This is a genomic window from Ferrovibrio terrae (assembly GCF_943371255.1).
GTDB classification, from domain to species: domain Bacteria; phylum Pseudomonadota; class Alphaproteobacteria; order Ferrovibrionales; family Ferrovibrionaceae; genus Ferrovibrio; species Ferrovibrio terrae_B.
Genome location: NZ_CALRUC010000102.1, coordinates 1 through 16,345 on the forward strand (window position 1 = coordinate 1; position 16,345 = coordinate 16,345).

Consider the following 16,345-nt stretch of genomic DNA (forward strand, 5'->3'; position numbering starts at 1 on the left):
CAGCCGTGGTCACGCGTGCGTACAATGGGCGGGGTGTCTCATTGGGAATTGTTCACCGCCATCAGCCGCGGTGACGGTCTTACGTGCGAGTGACGTGCCACACAGAGGCCGTCGTCATGCCAACCATCCTGCTGTTTTCCGATCCCCCAACCCGTGCCTTGCAGATTGTTATACTATAACGTTATAAAATAACAATAACCGCACCTAGCCTGCTTTTTTTGGGGGATTATCAATGTTTACGAAAAAACCAACGGCCCTTGTGGCCGTCTTCGGCCTGCTATCCGGCGCCGGCAATGCCATCGCGCAGGACAGCCGCCCGACCACCCTGCCGGCCATCACGGTCGAAGGCACGGTGCCGGCTGACAACGCCTCCGGTGAGGCCTATCGGGTGCCGCGCAGCAGCAGCGCCACCAAGACCGACACGCCGCTGATCGACGTGCCACAGACCGCCATCGCCGTGTCCAAGCAGGTGCTGCAGGATACCGGCGGCACCACGGTGGAGCCGGCGCTGGACTATGTCGGCGGCATGTCCAAGGGCAACAATTTCGGCGGTCTCAATCTCTACGAGATGAACCTGCGCGGACTGAAAACCGTCAACGCAGCCAAGAACGGTTTCACGGCCAATCGCCGTTACGATGGAACGGCCGATGCGGCCAATATCGAACAGGTGGATGTCCTGCTCGGGCCCTCGGCTTCGTTATACGGCCGCGGCGATCCCGGCGGCTTCGTCAATGTCGTGACCAAGAAACCCTTCACTGAAAACAGCAATACCGTGCAGGGCATGATGGGCAGCTACGGCCTGTTCCGCGGCACGCTGGACAGCAATTTCGTGCTGAGTGACGACAAGAGCCTGCTCGGCCGCGCCAATCTCGCCATCGAAAGCCGCGACAGCTTCCGCGACCATGTATCATCCGACCGGCAGTTCTTCTCGCCGGTGCTGACCTGGCAGGCCAACAGCCTGACGCGGCTGACCGTGGAGGCCGAGGCCCTGAAGGACGACCGCGTGTTCGACCGTGGCGTGGTGGCGGTGAATGGCCAGCTGGGCCGCATCCCGATCACCCGATTCCTCGGCGAACCGAATGACGGCAAGATCAGCAACGACAATTATCTTGCCTCGGCGCGACTGGAACATGATGTCAGCGATGACTGGACGCTGCGCGCCGGTTTCCTGTCCAAAACCGGATCGATGTATGGCTTCGCCACCGAACCCAATGTCCTGAATGCATCGACCGGCGTGCTGACACGCCGGCGCACCCTGCGCGACTATAACTGGAACAGCAACACCGTGCAGTTTGAAGCGCTTGGTCATATCGAGACCGGCAGCCTGAAGCACACCCTGCTGACCGGACTGGAATATGAACGCGCGCGGGCCAGCGAACATTTCTATCGCAGCAATGCCAGCAGCATTAATATCTACAACCCCGTATACAGCCAGAGCAGCGTCAATCCGGCGCCCTTCTCCGATCTGCTGGATGTATCGGACAGCTATGCCGTCTATCTGCAGGACCAGATCGAACTGAGCGAGCGCTGGCAGGCGCAGATCGGCATCCGTGCCGACTGGTTCGAGCAGGATTTCCAGGACCGCGTCAGCCGCAAATCGGCGCCGCAGTCGCGCGAGGGCTACAGCCCGCGTGGCGGGCTCACCTACAAGGTGACGCCCGATCTTGCAGTGTATGGCAGTGTGGCAAAATCCTTCCGGCCGGTGATGGATTCCAACACCGGCTTCGTCACCACCAGCGACGGCAAGCCCTTCAAGCCGGAAACCGGCCTGGGCTATGAAGCGGGCATCAAGGCCGACCTGCTGGACCGACGCCTGAACGTGACGGCCGCCCTGTTCCACATCACCAAGCAGAATGTGCTGACCAGCGATCCGGCCACCGGCTTCAACGTCGCGGCCGGCGAAGTGCAGAGCCGCGGCCTGGATATCAACCTGGCGGGCAGCATCACGCCGGAATGGCGCATCATCGCCGGCTATGCCTTCACCGATGCGGAAGTGACCAAGGACAAGTCGATCCCGAAGGGTGCCTCGCTGCAGAATATCCCGCGTCACAGCCTGGGCCTCTGGAATGTCTATGAATTCCAGACCGGCAGCCTGAAGGGCTTCGGCTTCGGCGGCGGCGTCGTGACCATGGATGACCGCGCCGGCAGCGGTAATGGCGATGGCTTCACCATGCCGGGCTTTGCCAAGGTCGATCTGCTCGGCTTCTACAAGCTGACCGACGCCGCGAAGATCTCGCTCAACATCTACAACCTGTTCGATACCGAATATTACGAACGCGCCCTTGGCCCCCTGCGCGTTGTGCCGGGCCAGCCGCTCAGCGCCATGGCCGCGCTGACGGTCACCTTCTGATTCGAATGCTCCGCAACCAAAGGAAACCCACAATGATACAGATACGCGCCTATGCCCTGGCCCTCGGCCTTGCCTTGCTGGCCGGCCCCGTGGCCGCCCATTCCGTGTGGATCGAACCCGATCAGGCCGGAAAACTGATGATCCAGAATGGCGATCCGGGCGACCTCGACAGCTACGATCCGGCACGCGTGACCAAGGCCTGGGCTTTCGACAAGGACGGCAAGGCGGTTGCGGCCGAGGTCGAGCGGCTGGAAAAGGCCGCCGCCGTAAAGCCGGCCGGCGGCGCCGCACTGGTGGCGGCGTTCTTCGACAACAAATACTGGGCCAAAGGCCAGGACGGCAAATGGAATAACGGGCCAAAGGGCACGGTGAGCAATCCCACCATTGCCGGCCCGTCCTACAAGATGCCGAAAACCTATCTGGCGCCGGTGGCGAGCTTTGCCAAGCCGCTCGGCCTCGATCTTGAAATCGTGCCGCAGGCCGATCCGGCCTCGCTGAAGGCCGGCGACAAGCTGACCGTGCAGATACTGCTGAAAGGCAAGCCGCTGGCCGATGCAAGCCTGGTCGGCGACATCTTCCTCGGCCACGACGTCAAGGCGGATAAGCTCAAGACCGACAAGGATGGCAAGGTGACCGTGACGGTGCCCAAGCGAGCCTTCGCCGGTGTCGAGGTCAGCCACTTCGCCAAGGATGCAAGCAGCAGCGTGGAAGGCACCTTCTACAACGCATCGCTGGTGCTGAAGGTGAAGCCGTAAACGCCTTTCATCCGGGCAACAAAAAAGCCGGCCTTCACAGGCCGGCTTTTCTTTTGCGTTCGATTGAACCGACCTAGTGTCCGCCCGCCGCCCGCTTGGCGCCGGCGGCCACTGGTTCGACCTGGTCGCGCAGCACATAGCCGCGGCCCCAGACCGTTTCGATATAGTTGTCGCCCTCGGTGGCCGAGGCGATCTTCTTGCGCAGCTTGCAGATGAAGACGTCGATGATCTTCAGCTCCGGCTCGTCCATGCCGCCATAGAGATGGTTGAGGAACATCTCCTTGGTCAGCGTGGTGCCCTTGCGCAGGCTGAGCAGCTCGAGCATCGCATATTCCTTGCCGGTCAGATGCAGGCGGCCGCCTTCCACCTCGACCGACTTGGCGTCGAGGTTGACGGTCAGCTTGCCGGTCTGGATCACCGACTGCGAATGGCCCTTGGCGCGCCGCACGATGGCGTTGATGCGCGCGATCAGCTCATCCTTGTTGAACGGCTTGGTGATGTAGTCGTCGGCGCCGAAGCCGAGGCCCTTCACCTTCTTGTCCGCTTCGCCCATGCCCGAGAGAATCAGGATCGGCGTATTCACCTTGGCCGCGCGCAACTTTTTCAGCACGTCATAGCCGTGCATGTCGGGCAGGTTCAGGTCGAGGACAATGATGTCGTAGTCATACAGCTTACCGAGGTCCAGGCCCTCTTCGCCGTATTCAGTCCGGTAGACGTTGAACCCCTCGGCACTGAGCATCATCTCGATGCTCTTGGCCATGGAGGCGTCGTCTTCGATCAGCAGCACGCGCATGGCGCTCTCCCGCGCTTTTTGATCGGGACACGATCCTGTCCGGACCGGGAATGGCGTTTTTCCGCCCGATTCGGATTAGTTTACCATTGTTAATAAATGAAGTTAACGCATTCTTTAACGCCCCCCTTTATAGGAGCGGCCAGACCCCCGATATCCATGCTAGATTGAGCGCCGACCCCGCCTCGACAGGAGGGGTTTACCGGCGGTTAAGGCTTTGACCTGTAGGGTGTTTTTCCCGTTAACCCTTTGAGGCGCCATGCACAGCCTGCTGATGGATCTCGACCGCATCAAGGATGTCAGTTTCACCGGCCGGGTGACCTCCATCCAGGGCCTGCTGGTCGAAGTGGCGGGTGTCGAGCGCCATCTTTCCATCGGATCCCGCGTCCATGTCCAGACCCGCGACCACCGCAATGTGGAATGCGAAGTGGTCGGCTTCCGCCAGAACCGCGCGCTGCTGATGCCCTATGGCTCGCTGGAAGGCATCGGCCTGGGCAGCCGCGCCCTAGTGGGCGAAGACCAGCCGGTGGTCTATCCCGATGCAAGCTGGCGCGGCCGCGTGATCGACGGTCTGGGCCGGCCGCTGGATGGCGGACCGCCGCTGACCAACGGCACCCGGCCCTATCCGCTGCGCGCCAATCCGCCGCCGGCCAATTCACGCAAGCGCGTCGGCCCCAAGATCGATCTGGGCGTGCGCTCGATCAACACCTTCATCTCCTGCTGCCGCGGCCAGCGCATGGGCATCTTCGCCGGCTCCGGCGTCGGCAAATCCGTGTTGCTGTCGATGATGGCGCGCTACACCGAGGCCGATGTGAACGTGGTCGGCCTGATCGGCGAACGTGGCCGCGAGGTGCAGGAATTCATCGAGGACGATCTGGGCAAGAGCGGCCTCGCCCGCACCGTGATCGTGGTGGCGACATCCGACGAACCCGCCCTGGTGCGCCGCCAGGCCGCCTATATGACGCTGGCGGTGGCGGAATATTTCCGCGACCAGGGCAGCCAGGTGCTCTGCCTGATGGACTCGGTCACCCGCTTTGCCATGGCGCAGCGCGAGATCGGCCTGTCAGGCGGCGAACCGCCGACCACCAAGGGCTATCCGCCGACCACCTTTGCCGAACTGCCGCGCCTCCTGGAACGCGCGGGCCCAGGCACTGGCGATGGCACCATCACCGGGCTATTCACCGTGCTGGTGGACGGCGACGACCATAACGAACCGATCGCGGATGCCACGCGCGGCATTCTCGATGGCCATATCGTGATGGAGCGCGGCATCGCCGAACGCGGCCGCTATCCCGCCATCAACATCCTGCGCTCGATCTCGCGTACCATGCCGGGCTGCAACAGCGAGGATGAGAACCTGCTGGTGACCCGCGCGCGCCAGCTGATGGCGACCTATGACGACATGGCCGAGCTGATCCGCCTGGGTGCCTATCGCACCGGTTCCGATCCCAAGGTGGACGAGGCGATCCGCTACCAGCCGATGCTGGAAGCCTTCCTCAAGCAGCAGAAGGCCGAACGCGCCGACCTGCCATCCGGCTATGCGCGCCTGGCGGAAATTTTCATCCAGGCTGGCGAATAGGGATGATCGGCTGAAGCATGCGCGGCGTCGGCGGACTGATCCGGCTGTGGAAATGGCGCCTTGACGAGCGCCGCCGCGTCGTCGTCGATCTGGAAATCCTGCGCGCCGGTATCGAGCGCCAGATGATCGGCCTGGACGAGGAGCTGGAGCGCGAGCGCAAGGTCGCCACCACCAACTATGCCGCCAGCTTCGGCTTCACCAACTATCGCCGCATGAACCGCGAACGCCATGCCAATCTGGAAGTGGCGCGCGAGGAAGTGATCGACCGCATCGCTGCCGCGCAGGAAGAGGTCAATGCCGCCTTCCGCGAGCAGAAGAAATACGAACTGGTGCTCGAGAACTGGGAAAAGCGCGAACGCGCCAAGCAGGAAAAGCGCGAGCAGGACGAAATGGACGAGGCCGGCCTGCAGGGCTTCCGCCGCCGCCAGGACCAGGACGCCAAGCGGACAGACTGATCAGCGCGCCGGCCTGATCCACCGCAGCAGCCGCCCGTCGATGGCGGCAAGACCCAGCGCCACCGCGGCGATGCCGACGAGATGGCGGGCGCTCAGCGTTTCATCCAGCACCAGCACGCCCAACAGGATCGCGCTGACCGGCACCAGCAGCGTCACCAGGTTGACATTGCTGCCGGCCGCCGCCATGACGCGGAAGAACAGCACATAGGCGAGTGCCGTAGAGAGAATGCCCAAGGCCAGCAGGGCGGCTGTTGCCTGCAGGGATGGCAGCGGCAGCAGCCAGGCGTGATCGACCAGCAGCGCGAGCGGCAGCAGGACCAGGGATGAAAGGCTGAGCTGTCCGGTGGCGACCACGATGGGCTCGACCTGCATGCGGCGGAAACGGCGGCCATAGACACCCGAACAGGCATAAGACAGCGTCGCCAGCAGCACCGCACATTGCGCCGGCACATTGTGTCCCAGACCATCCAGCAGATCCGGCCCCAGCATCGCCACCACACCGGCAAATCCGAGCAGCACGCCGAGGATGCGGTTGGGCGTCAGCCTTTCGTCGCTGGTGAAGACATGCGCCACCAGGGCCGTCCAGATCGGCGTGGTGGCATTGAGGATCGAGGCCAGCCCGCTGGGAATCTGGCCCTGGGCCCAGATGATCAGCGTGAAGGGAATCACGTTGTTGAGCAGGCCGATGACCAGGCAGGCCCGCCAGATCGCCGGGTCGCGCGGCAGCCGGCGGCCCAGCAGATGCAGGGCTGGCAGCAGGATGATGGCTGCGATCACCACGCGGCTGGCGGCGATGCTGAGCGGCGGCCATTCGCGCACGGCCAGGCCGATGAAAAAGAACGAGCCGCCCCACAGGATCGACAGCGCGATCAACAGACCCCAGACCCGCGCCGTCATCGTCACGCCTCACGCTGCATACTGAAACCATCATGTCTGTAGACCGGTTGCGACCTGGCCGCTATCCGCATCTTGCGCTGATGCCGCCTAAGCCTTCAGCTCGGTGCTGGGGCCGCGGCTTTCCAGCTCCGGGCTGGGCCAGGGCAGCGGCTTTTCGCGGTCATGGAAACGCAGCGAGCCGACCATGCCGGTGATCGCCAGCGCCTCTTCGAAGATGGCACCGACATCGAGGCGGAAGGCCGGGCCGAATTCGGTTTCGCTGCGCAGGATCAGGTCGAGCTGCTTGACGCTGACGAAACCGTCGAACTGGATCGGGCCGGTGCTTTCCAGGTCGAAGTCGATGATGAAGCGGGTCTGCTTCTGCTGCTTTTTCGCATCCTTGCGCCGGCGCATGAAAATGTGAATTGCCTCGACCTTGCCGCCGATCATCATCGGCATCACCAGGGCCTGCCAGTCGTTGTCGCCCTGGCGCTGGTTGAGCCGGCCGAGTTCGCGGAAATCGTCGTCGAGCTTTTTCAGCAGCTCACCCCGTCCGCTCTGCTCCAGCTTGCGCACCGCCTCGCTGCCGAGCCAGGCCTGCGCGCTGCCGGCAGCAGCGGCAGCCATGAACTGCAGGGCGGTGGAGGCCAGCCGGGCATTCGGCTGCGGCAGCAACTCGGTGTGCAGGCGCTGCGCCAGCGCGGGATCGGCGGCGCGCACGGCATCCAGGGTCTGCTGCAGCAGCGGCCAACCGCCCTGCAGCCGCGTGAGGATGCCGGCGAGCGGTGCCGGGCCAAGCGCGGTGGGCGCAGGCGTCGGCGGCTTGGTGATGGCGGTGAGTTCGAGCGCAAGCTGCGTGCCGGGCGGCAGCGCCTGCGGCAGGTTGAGCGACAACACGCCCTGCGGCGTGGCCACCAGCACTTGTCCCGTCTGGCCCTGGCCGGTGACGATGCCGGTGAGCACCTGGCTGGCCGCACCCGGCGCGGGCAGATTGCCGGTTGGGATATTGAACGGTTGCGCGCCCACTGTTGGCTGCAATTGCGGCGGCGGCTGCGGAATCGCCGCCTGCGGCAGGATGCCTGGCTGCACCGGTGTCTGTGGCGTGAGTGGCGGCGCCTGCGGCGGTGTGACGGCTGGCGTCTGTGATTGGGCCTGGGCCTGCACCAGTGCATGGGTGATCGAGGGTGCCGCCGGCGCGGTGGCGGCCGGCAGCGGTGGCGGCGATGGAACCGCGGCCGGCGCAACCGGTGTGGCCGGCGTGGCGGCTGGCAGAGGTGTTGCTGCCGTGGGTGCCGCGGGCGTGGCCGGCGTTGTGGTGGGCAGCGTCACGCTCTGCACCACCACCTGCAACTGGCTGCCCGGCGGCAAGGCGGGGGCTGCAGCGCCTGCCGGCGGCGTCACCACCACAGCGGTGAGCGCCTGCCCCGGTTGCGGCAGCACCGGTGCGGCAGAACCGCCCGGCTGCGGCGGCGAAACCGCAATCGCCAACTGGGCAGCCGTGGGCGGCTGCGCCAATGCGGGTACCGGCGGCTGCAGGGTCGTGCCGTTGACACTGACGACTGTGGCCTGCTGCGGATTTTCAGGATTGAGCTGCAGCCTGAGCGCTGCATTCAGCACGGCGAGATTGGCCTGTTCCAGCGCCTGCGCCAGATTGGTGATCGCCAGCGTGTTGCCCGCCGCCGTGCGCACCAGCAGGGTCATGTTGTCGCGCGCCACCACCTGCGCCGCGATCTGGCCGCCCTTGGTCAGTTCATTGGCGCTGGAAGCGATCTCGGTGGCTGCACCACCACCCTGCGGACTGGCGCCCTGCAGAATGGTGTTGGGCGAGGCCGGTGTCTGCTGCGGCTGGCCGCTCTGCCCCTGGCCCTGTGGTGTCGCCGGCGGAGTCACCCCGGCAGCGGTCTGCGCATTTCCGGTCTGCGGTGTGGCGGCCGGCGCGGTCGTGGTGCCTGCGGTCGTGGTGACCGGTGGCGCAGTGGGCGCAAGGGGGCCGAGATCGCTCACACGCGACTCCCGGCCATCAGCTCACGATCAGGGCTGAACCGGCAGCGGCGTGCGCAGCACGGTGTTCATCAGTGCCTCGACATCCTCGGCCGCCTCGCACATCGGGTGGCGGGTCAACAGCGGCACCTGGTTGCGGATGGCATCGCGCACCTTGTCGTCGCGACGAATCACGCCGGCCAGCGGCGGCGAGTATTTGAGGAAATTCTCCGCCGCCTTGTTCAGCTTGGCATAGGTGCGTTCGCCTTCGCGCGTGGTCGGCGCGATGTTGATGACAACACGCACATCGGCATTGCGATCGGCCATGCGGGCCAGCTTGATATAGGCATAGGCATCGGTCAGCGCGGTCGGTTCGTCGTTGGTGACGACCAGCGTGATGCCGGCCGCGGCCGAAAACGTGCGCACCACGGCATCGACGCCGGCGCCCAGATCGATGATGACGCGGTCATAGCTTTTCGCCAGCTGCATCAACTCGTCGCGGATCGTGGTCATCGCCGTCTGGTCGAGCGTCGCCAGCGAAGCCGAACCAGACTTGCCGGCAATGATATCGAAGCCGGCTTCGGACGGCATCACTGCATCGGCCAGGCTGAAGCGGCCGGCAATCACGCTGCCCAGATCGCGGTCTGGCATCAGGCCGAGCTGGATGTCCACATTCGCCAAGCCGATATCGCCATCGAACAGCAGCACGCGCTGGCCCTGGCGCGCGAAGGTGTGCGCCAGCGTGACCGACAGCCAGGTCTTTCCCACACCGCCCTTGCCCGATGCGATGGCAATCACATTGGATTGACGCACGGCCGCAGCTGGATGGCGGACCGGGCGAGCGGGAGAGGACGGCGGCGGTGTCGGCGTCATGGTCATCACGGTCATTCGGCGGCCTTCAGGGCAGCGGGTTTCGGGGAAAAGTACTGCATATCGGTCTCGGGGTCGACGGCGCTGCGGGCATCGGGATCGGCCAGCAGGCGATGGGCGAGCATGAGCGCATCGCAACGCTCGAAACCTTTGCCGATAAAGGCGCTGGCGCTGGCATCGGCAAAGGCCAGCCCGCCCAGATCGGCGGCCGCCACCAATGCGCCAAGCCGGCGCGCGGCATCCAGGCGGGTCGCGACATATCGCCGCGCACCCAGTGCAACCGCCTGGGCGGCGAGTTCGCCGGCTTCCATCGCATCGGTGCCGGCGGCCAGCACGGCAACCGGTTCGGCACCGCTGGCCTGGATCAGGGCTTTGAGCGCCTTGCGCTCGGCAGCATCGTGCAGGTTGATGCCTGCGGTATCGACAATCAGCTTGCTGGTCTCGGCGGTTTCGCCGACCACATGGTGCAATTCGCGGGCATCGACGGCTTCGATGAAGGGCGCGCTCATCACGCGGCAGAGCGCGGCGAGCTGCTCGCCGGCGGCGGCGCGGCTGACATCGGTGGACACCACCTGCACGGCACGGCGTTCTATCACGCAGCGCGCGGCGATCTTGGCGGCCACCACGGTCTTGCCGCTGCCCGGCGGGCCGATCAGGATCAGCGGCCGGTTATCGGTGCTGAGTCCCGGGAAGCGATAGGTTTCATCCAGCGCCTCGGCCAGCGCGCCCACCGGATCGTCGAGGCCGACGCGGAGCGCCGCCTGGGTCAGGCGCTCGGCGACGCGGCCCGGCACACCATGCCAGTTCAGCGCACCCAGGATCAGGTCGCCAACATGCTGCTCGTCCTGCGGGGCGAAATCATCCTCGGGCACGAACAGACGGCCATTGCCCTGGCCATAACGCAGCGCCTGCGCCTCGGGCGTGGCGAAATCGTCTTCGCTCTGCTGTTCGATGGCAGCGGTGATCTCGACGCCGGCACCGTTGCGATGCGTAAACGTCGAGACGATGATCGCCTCGTCGCCCAGACTCTGGCGCACGAGGTCCATCGCCTCGGTCATCGTCGCTGCCTGGAATGTTTTGAGCCGCATGGTTCAGCCCGTTCTCAGATCTGCGCAATCGTCCGAAGCTTTGCCTTCGGATGGATTTCCTGTTGCGACATCACCACGGTGGCGGGGCGGAAGCGCTCGATGATCGAGCGCACATAGGGGCGTGCCGACGGACTGGTCAGCAGCACCGGCATATGGCCCTCGGCCGCCAGGCGTTCAAAGGTCTGCCGCACCTGGGTGATGAATTCCTGCAGCCGCGACGGCTGCATGCTGAGCTGGCGATCCTCGCCCTGGCCCACCAGCGCCTCGGCAAAATTCTGCTCCCATTGCGGCGACAGGGTCACCAGCGGGATATAGCCATCGGGGCTGACATTGGAATTGGAGATCTGGCGCGCCAGGCGGCCGCGCACATGCTCGGTGATCTGGGTGATCGACTGGGTATAGCCGCTGGCCTCGGCGATCGCCTCCAGGATGGTGGCGAAATCGCGGATCGAGATGCGCTCGCTCAGCAGATTCTGCAGCACGCGCTGCACACCATTGATGTTGGTGCGGGTCGGGATCACTTCGCTGACCAGCTTTTCGTTGCTCTTCTTCAGCTCGTCGACCAGCTTCTGGGTCTCGGCGAAGCTGAGCAGGTCGGACATATTGTCCTTTACCACTTCGGTCAGATGCGTGGTGATGACGGTGCCGGGATCGACCACGGTATAGCCGCGGAACATCGCCTCGTCGCGCATGCTCTCGTCCACCCACATGGCAGGCAGGCCGAAGGTGGGCTCGATGGTTTCCTCACCCGAAAGCGCGATACGCTCGCCGCGCGGGTCCATGACCAGCAGCAGGTTTGGCTTCACTTCGCCACGGGCGGCTTCCACTTCCTTGACGCGGATCACGTAAGTGGTGCCGGGCAGCTGCATGTTGTCCAGAATGCGCACGCTGGGCATGATGAAGCCCATGTCGATGGCGATCTGGCGGCGTAGGGCCTTGATCTGGTCGGTCAGGCGATAGCCACGCGCATCGTTGATCAGCGGCAGCAGGCTGAAGCCCAGTTCCAGCCGCAGGTCGTCCATCGCCAGCGCATTGGTGACCGGCTCGTCCAGCGGATTGGGCGCTGCCGGTGGCAGTGGCGGCGGCACGAAGGCGGCAACCGCAACCTTCTTCTCCTGCTCCCAGGCCAGATAGGCAAGACCGCCGGAGACGGCAGCCAGCATCATGAAGGGCAGGAAGGGCATGCCCGGGATCAGCGCGAAGCACAGCGACAGGCCCGCCGACATACCCAGCGCCTTGACCGACGACAGCTGGCGCGACAGTGCCTTGTCGGCCGAACCGGTGACACTGCCTTTCGAGACCATGATACCGGCGGCGACCGAGATGATCAGCGCCGGGATCTGCGCCACCAGGCCGTCACCGACCGACAGGATCGAATAGGTATTGAGGGCGGCGCTGAACGGCATGCCGTTCTGGATCACACCGATCAGAATGCCGCCGATCAGGTTGATGAAGGTGATCAGCAGGCCGGCGACGGCATCGCCGCGCACGAATTTCGACGCACCGTCCATCGAACCGAAGAAGCCGGACTCGTCTTCCAGCTCCTTGCGGCGGATACGCGCGGTGGCCTCGTCGATCAGGCCGGCCGAAAGATCGGCGTCGATCGCCATCTGCTTGCCGGGCATGGCGTCGAGGGTGAAGCGGGCCGACACTTCGGCGATACGGCCGGAACCCTTGGTGATGACGACGAAGTTCACGATCACCAGGATGGCGAACACGATGATGCCGATCACCAGGTTGCCGCCCATGATGAACTGGCCGAAGGCCTCGATCACATGGCCGGCGGCATCGGTGCCTTCATGGCCATGACCGAGAATCAGGCGCGTGGAGGCCAGGTTCAGCGACAGGCGCAGCATCGTGGTGATGAGCAGCACGGTCGGGAAGCTGGAGAATTCAAGCGGACGCTGCACGAACAGGCAGGTCATCATCACCAGCACAGACATGGTGATCGACAGCGCCAGCGCCACGTCGAGCAGCCAGGTCGGCATCGGCAGGATGAGCACCGACAGGATCGCCATGATACCGATGGCGAGCAGGATGTCGCCATGGCTGCCAATATTGCCGAGCCGGCCGAAAAAGCTGCCGCCACCGCCCGCTGGGGCGGCTGAAGCATCAGCCGGCACGTTTTCCGCCATACCCGTCTCTCCTCAACCCGCGCGGCCTGCCGTCAGGCAGTAACGCGCGTGCCCTCGTTGGCCGCGGGAACCGCGAGGCCTTCGTCGGAATACTGCTTCAGCTTGTTGCGCAAGGTGCGGATCGAAATGCCGAGGATGGTTGCCGCGTGGGTACGATTGCCCAGGCAATGCTTCAGCGTGTCGATGATCAGGTCGCGCTCGACATCGGCCACCGTGCGGCCGACCAGGTTGGGCGCGGCGCCGCCTTCGCCATTGGGCGCTTCTGCCGTGGCGCCGGCACCGCGGCCGATCGCCTCGGTCAGCGCCGAACCGTCGGGCAGGCGGATATCGGCCAGTTCGATCTGCGAGCCCATGGCCAGCAGCACGGCGCGGTGCATGGTATTTTCCAGCTCGCGCACATTGCCGCGCCACGGCGCCATGCGCAGTGCCTCCAGCGTGGCGGGCGACAGCGGCCGTTCCGGCACGCCATTGGCCTCGGCGTATTTCTTGATGAAATGGGTCGACAGCATTTCGACATCGGCCGGGCGCTGGCGCAGCGGCGGCAGCTTGATGTTCACCACATTGAGGCGGAACAGCAGATCCTCGCGGAAGGTGCCCTTGGCCACTTCATCGGCCAGGTTGCGGTTCGAGGTGGCGATCACGCGGATATCCACCTTGACCGGCTTGCTGCCGCCGATCCGGTCGATCTCGCGTTCCTGGATGGCGCGCAGCAGCTTGGCCTGCAGGCGCACGTCCATCTCGCTGATTTCATCCAGCAGCAGGGTGCCGCCGTTGGCTTCCTCGAATTTGCCGAGCCGGCGCGCGACGGCCCCGGTGAAGGCGCCCTTTTCGTGGCCGAACAGTTCCGATTCCAGCAGCGTATCGGGGATCGCGGCGCAGTTCACCGACACGAAGGGCCGGTCGGCGCGCGGCGACTTGATATGGATATAGCGCGCCATCACTTCCTTGCCGGTGCCGCTTTCGCCGGTGATCATGATCGAGGCGCCGCTGGGCGCGACCTGCTCGGCCAGCTTGACCACCTGGCCCATGGCCGGGTCGCGGAACAGCATCTGGTGGCTGTCTTCCGCCACCGCTTCCAGCACGGCGGCGATCAGATCCGCCTCGGGCGGCAGCGGCAGGTATTCCTTGGCACCGGCGCGAATGGCGGCCACAGCGGCGCGCGCATCGTTGCCGATGCCGCAGGCCACCACCGGCAGGTTGATACGTTCAGCCTTCAGGCTGTCGACCAGATGTTTGACGTCGAGGCTGACATCGATCATGGCAAGATCGGCGCCACGGCCGGAACGCAGCGTGGCGAGGCCCTGCTCGATATCCTCGACCTGGATAACCTTGGCGCCGCGCTGCAGCGCGATGCGCGTTGCCGCGCCGATCTGCCCGTTGAGCGTTCCAAAGATGATCAGCCGCATAATCCGCCCCGACTTCCCGACTTAAGGGTTTTGCGCGGCTCAGCCACCGCGGCCACCCTTGATGATTTCCGTCATGGTCACGCCCAGACGGTCTTCCACCACCACGACCTCGCCACGCGCCACCAGGCGGTTGTTGACGTAAATATCGATCGCCTCGCCGACCTTGCGGTCCAGCTCGACCACGGCGCCGCGGCCCAGTTTCAGCAGCTGGCTGACCTGCATGTTGGCCTTGCCGAGCACGGCCGAGACATGCACCGGAATATCGAACACCGCCTGCAGATCCGCTGCGGTACGCGCCGCATTCGGATCCTCGTCCTCCATCATCCCGGCACCCTGGCCGAGATCCTTCAGGTCAAGATCGTCGCTATCAGCCATACTCGCTCACTCCCCGCCGCGGCTACTCGCCGGGCTCCGCCAGCTGCGCCTGCAGACCGGCAAGATACCGTTCGACGGCCTGGTCGACTTCCTGTTCCAGCGCCGCCTGGCGCCGTTCGGCCGAACCATCCGCCCAGTTGATGCGGCAATCGGTCGGCGCCATCGTCTCGTCAGGCACCAGGGCCACCTTGCCGCCGAAACCGGATTGCGCCACCAGCTGGTCGATCTTGGCGTCCAGCAGCTGCACCGCTGCTTCGGCAGCGCGGATCACCAGACGCGGCTCATCCCGCATGTCATCCATGCAGCGCAGCACCAGGGCTTCCACCTGGTCCATCGGCTGGCGTTCGATCAGCCGGCCGGCCAGCTTGCGGGCAATCGCCACCGCCAGCTCGGTTGCCTCGGTGCGCGCGGCAATATGGGCACGCTGTTCGCTGTTGGCGATATCGCCCAGCATCATGCCGATATGGTGCAGGGCCGCTTCAAGATTGCGCTGATGCTCGCCATGCGCGGCCTCGCGGCCGGCCGCCTCGCCCTCGGCAAAGGCAGCAGCCTTCGCGACATCGATTTCCTCGGCCGAGTATTTCGGCGGCGGCGCCTTGGGCGCGTAATTGCGCTCCACCTTCGGGCGGCTGCCGTCGAAGGGCATGTCGAACAGGAATTTGGCCTTGCTTGCCATCAGGGGTTACGCTGCTTTCCCAATCATCAATTGATGCGGCATCAGTAAATAAGCTCGTCTTCGCCCTTGTTGTCGGCCAGCATGATTTCGCCCTTGGCCGCCAGTTCCTTGGCCGAATTCACCATCAGCATCTGCGCCTCGTCGACATCCTTCAGGCGCACCGGACCCATCGATTCCATTTCCTCGCGCAGCAGCTTGGAGGCGCGTTCGGACATGTTGGAGAAGAACAGGTCGCGCAGCGTTTCGGAGGCACCCTTGAGCGCCAGGCCGAGCTTGTCCTTTTCCACGCTCTTCAGCAGGGTCTGCACGCCGGACGGGTCCAGCTTGATCAGATCCTCGAAGGTGAACATCAGTGCCTTGATTCGTTCGGCAGCGTCGCGGCTGCGCTCTTCCAGGGCGGCGAGGAAACGCGCCTCGGTGTTGCGATCCAGGCTGTTGAAGATTTCCGCCATCATTTCATGGGCGTCGCGGCGGTTGGTGCGCGCCAGGTTCGACATGAATTCGGTGCGCAGCGTCTGCTCGACCTTGTCGAGCACTTCCTTCTGCACCGATTCCATACGCAGCATGCGCATGACGACTTCCATCGAGAATTCTTCCGGCAGCGCGGCCAGCACGCGGGCGGCATGCTCGGGACGGATCTTCGACAGCACCACGGCGACGGTCTGCGGATATTCGTTCTTCAGGTAGTTCGCCAGCACATTCTCGTTCACGTTGGCGAGCTTGTCCCACATGGTGCGGCCGGCCGGACCGCGGATTTCCTCCATGATCTGGTTGACGCGCTCCGACGGCAGCGCCTTCATCAGCAGGCGTTCCGTGCTGTCGAAGGTACCGGTCAGCGACCCGGTGGAGGAGAAGTTGTTGACGAATTCGAGGAACAGCTTTTCCACGACGTCGGAATTCACCGCGCCGAGGTTGGCCATGTTCTGCGAGATTTCCTTGATCTCTTCGTCGTCCAGCAGCGGCCAGATCTTGGAGGAATGCTCCTCGCCCAGCGCAAGCATCAGCATGGC

Annotated in this window: 14 protein-coding genes; 4 read left to right on the plus strand and 10 right to left on the minus strand. The window is 64.6% G+C overall.

The genetic code is table 11. The annotated features are described in order from the left end of the window. The first annotated feature begins 232 nt into the window (after positions 1-232). Together AAG799_RS17885 and AAG799_RS17890 are read left to right on the plus strand one after the other, a co-directional pair. Positions 233-2,350: a TonB-dependent siderophore receptor gene (locus AAG799_RS17885; RefSeq protein ID WP_341898080.1), complete on the plus strand. Its 2,118-nt coding sequence runs from the start codon at positions 233-235 to the stop codon at positions 2,348-2,350. A 32-nt stretch (positions 2,351-2,382) separates the two neighbouring features. Beyond that, positions 2,383-3,105, plus strand: a complete 723-nt coding sequence (locus AAG799_RS17890) for a DUF4198 domain-containing protein (RefSeq protein ID WP_341898081.1) — start codon at positions 2,383-2,385, stop codon at positions 3,103-3,105. A gap of 73 nt (positions 3,106-3,178) precedes the next feature. On the opposite strand, the gene AAG799_RS17895 is transcribed toward AAG799_RS17890, so the two are convergent. Beyond that, on the minus strand, positions 3,179-3,898 hold the full coding sequence (locus tag AAG799_RS17895) for a response regulator transcription factor (protein ID WP_341898082.1): 720 nt from the start codon (positions 3,896-3,898) through the stop codon (positions 3,179-3,181). A gap of 256 nt (positions 3,899-4,154) precedes the next feature. Here AAG799_RS17895 and fliI point away from each other — a divergent pair, with 256 nt between their 5' ends. Both fliI and AAG799_RS17905 read left to right on the plus strand, forming a co-directional pair. Further along, positions 4,155-5,474, plus strand: coding sequence for a flagellar protein export ATPase FliI (fliI, locus tag AAG799_RS17900; protein WP_341898085.1), 1,320 nt, complete (start codon positions 4,155-4,157; stop codon positions 5,472-5,474). 17 nt (positions 5,475-5,491) lie between these two features. Further along, positions 5,492-5,929, plus strand: coding sequence for a flagellar FliJ family protein (locus AAG799_RS17905; protein ID WP_341898087.1), 438 nt, complete (start codon positions 5,492-5,494; stop codon positions 5,927-5,929). Here AAG799_RS17905 and AAG799_RS17910 read toward each other — a convergent pair whose 3' ends face one another. The 9 genes from AAG799_RS17910 to fliG form a co-directional block, all read right to left on the minus strand. Beyond that, a complete protein-coding gene (locus tag AAG799_RS17910) occupies positions 5,930-6,826 on the minus strand; it encodes a DMT family transporter (protein WP_341898089.1) in 897 nt (298 codons plus the stop codon). Positions 6,827-6,913: 87 nt separating this feature from the next. Beyond that, positions 6,914-8,809 carry a hypothetical protein gene (locus tag AAG799_RS17915; protein ID WP_341898090.1) on the minus strand — a complete coding sequence of 632 codons (1,896 nt, stop codon included), beginning with the start codon at positions 8,807-8,809 and terminating at the stop codon, positions 6,914-6,916. Positions 8,810-8,836: 27 nt separating this feature from the next. Continuing rightward, positions 8,837-9,598, minus strand: a complete 762-nt coding sequence (locus tag AAG799_RS17920) for a MinD/ParA family protein (protein ID WP_341898091.1) — start codon at positions 9,596-9,598, stop codon at positions 8,837-8,839. A 71-nt stretch (positions 9,599-9,669) separates the two neighbouring features. Beyond that, a complete protein-coding gene (locus tag AAG799_RS17925; protein WP_341898092.1) occupies positions 9,670-10,743 on the minus strand; it encodes a hypothetical protein in 1,074 nt (357 codons plus the stop codon). A gap of 14 nt (positions 10,744-10,757) precedes the next feature. Beyond that, positions 10,758-12,878: a flagellar biosynthesis protein FlhA gene (flhA, locus tag AAG799_RS17930; RefSeq protein WP_341898093.1), complete on the minus strand. Its 2,121-nt coding sequence runs from the start codon at positions 12,876-12,878 to the stop codon at positions 10,758-10,760. Between the two features lie 32 nt (positions 12,879-12,910). Continuing rightward, positions 12,911-14,284 carry a sigma-54 dependent transcriptional regulator gene (locus AAG799_RS17935; protein ID WP_341898094.1) on the minus strand — a complete coding sequence of 458 codons (1,374 nt, stop codon included), beginning with the start codon at positions 14,282-14,284 and terminating at the stop codon, positions 12,911-12,913. Between the two features lie 39 nt (positions 14,285-14,323). Beyond that, on the minus strand, positions 14,324-14,659 hold the full coding sequence (gene fliN / locus AAG799_RS17940; RefSeq protein ID WP_341898095.1) for a flagellar motor switch protein FliN: 336 nt from the start codon (positions 14,657-14,659) through the stop codon (positions 14,324-14,326). Positions 14,660-14,681: 22 nt separating this feature from the next. After that, positions 14,682-15,335, minus strand: a complete 654-nt coding sequence (locus tag AAG799_RS17945) for a FliH/SctL family protein (protein ID WP_341898097.1) — start codon at positions 15,333-15,335, stop codon at positions 14,682-14,684. A 41-nt stretch (positions 15,336-15,376) separates the two neighbouring features. Beyond that, on the minus strand, positions 15,377-16,345 hold a 969-nt coding region (gene fliG, locus AAG799_RS17950), incomplete at its 5' end, for a flagellar motor switch protein FliG (RefSeq protein ID WP_341898098.1).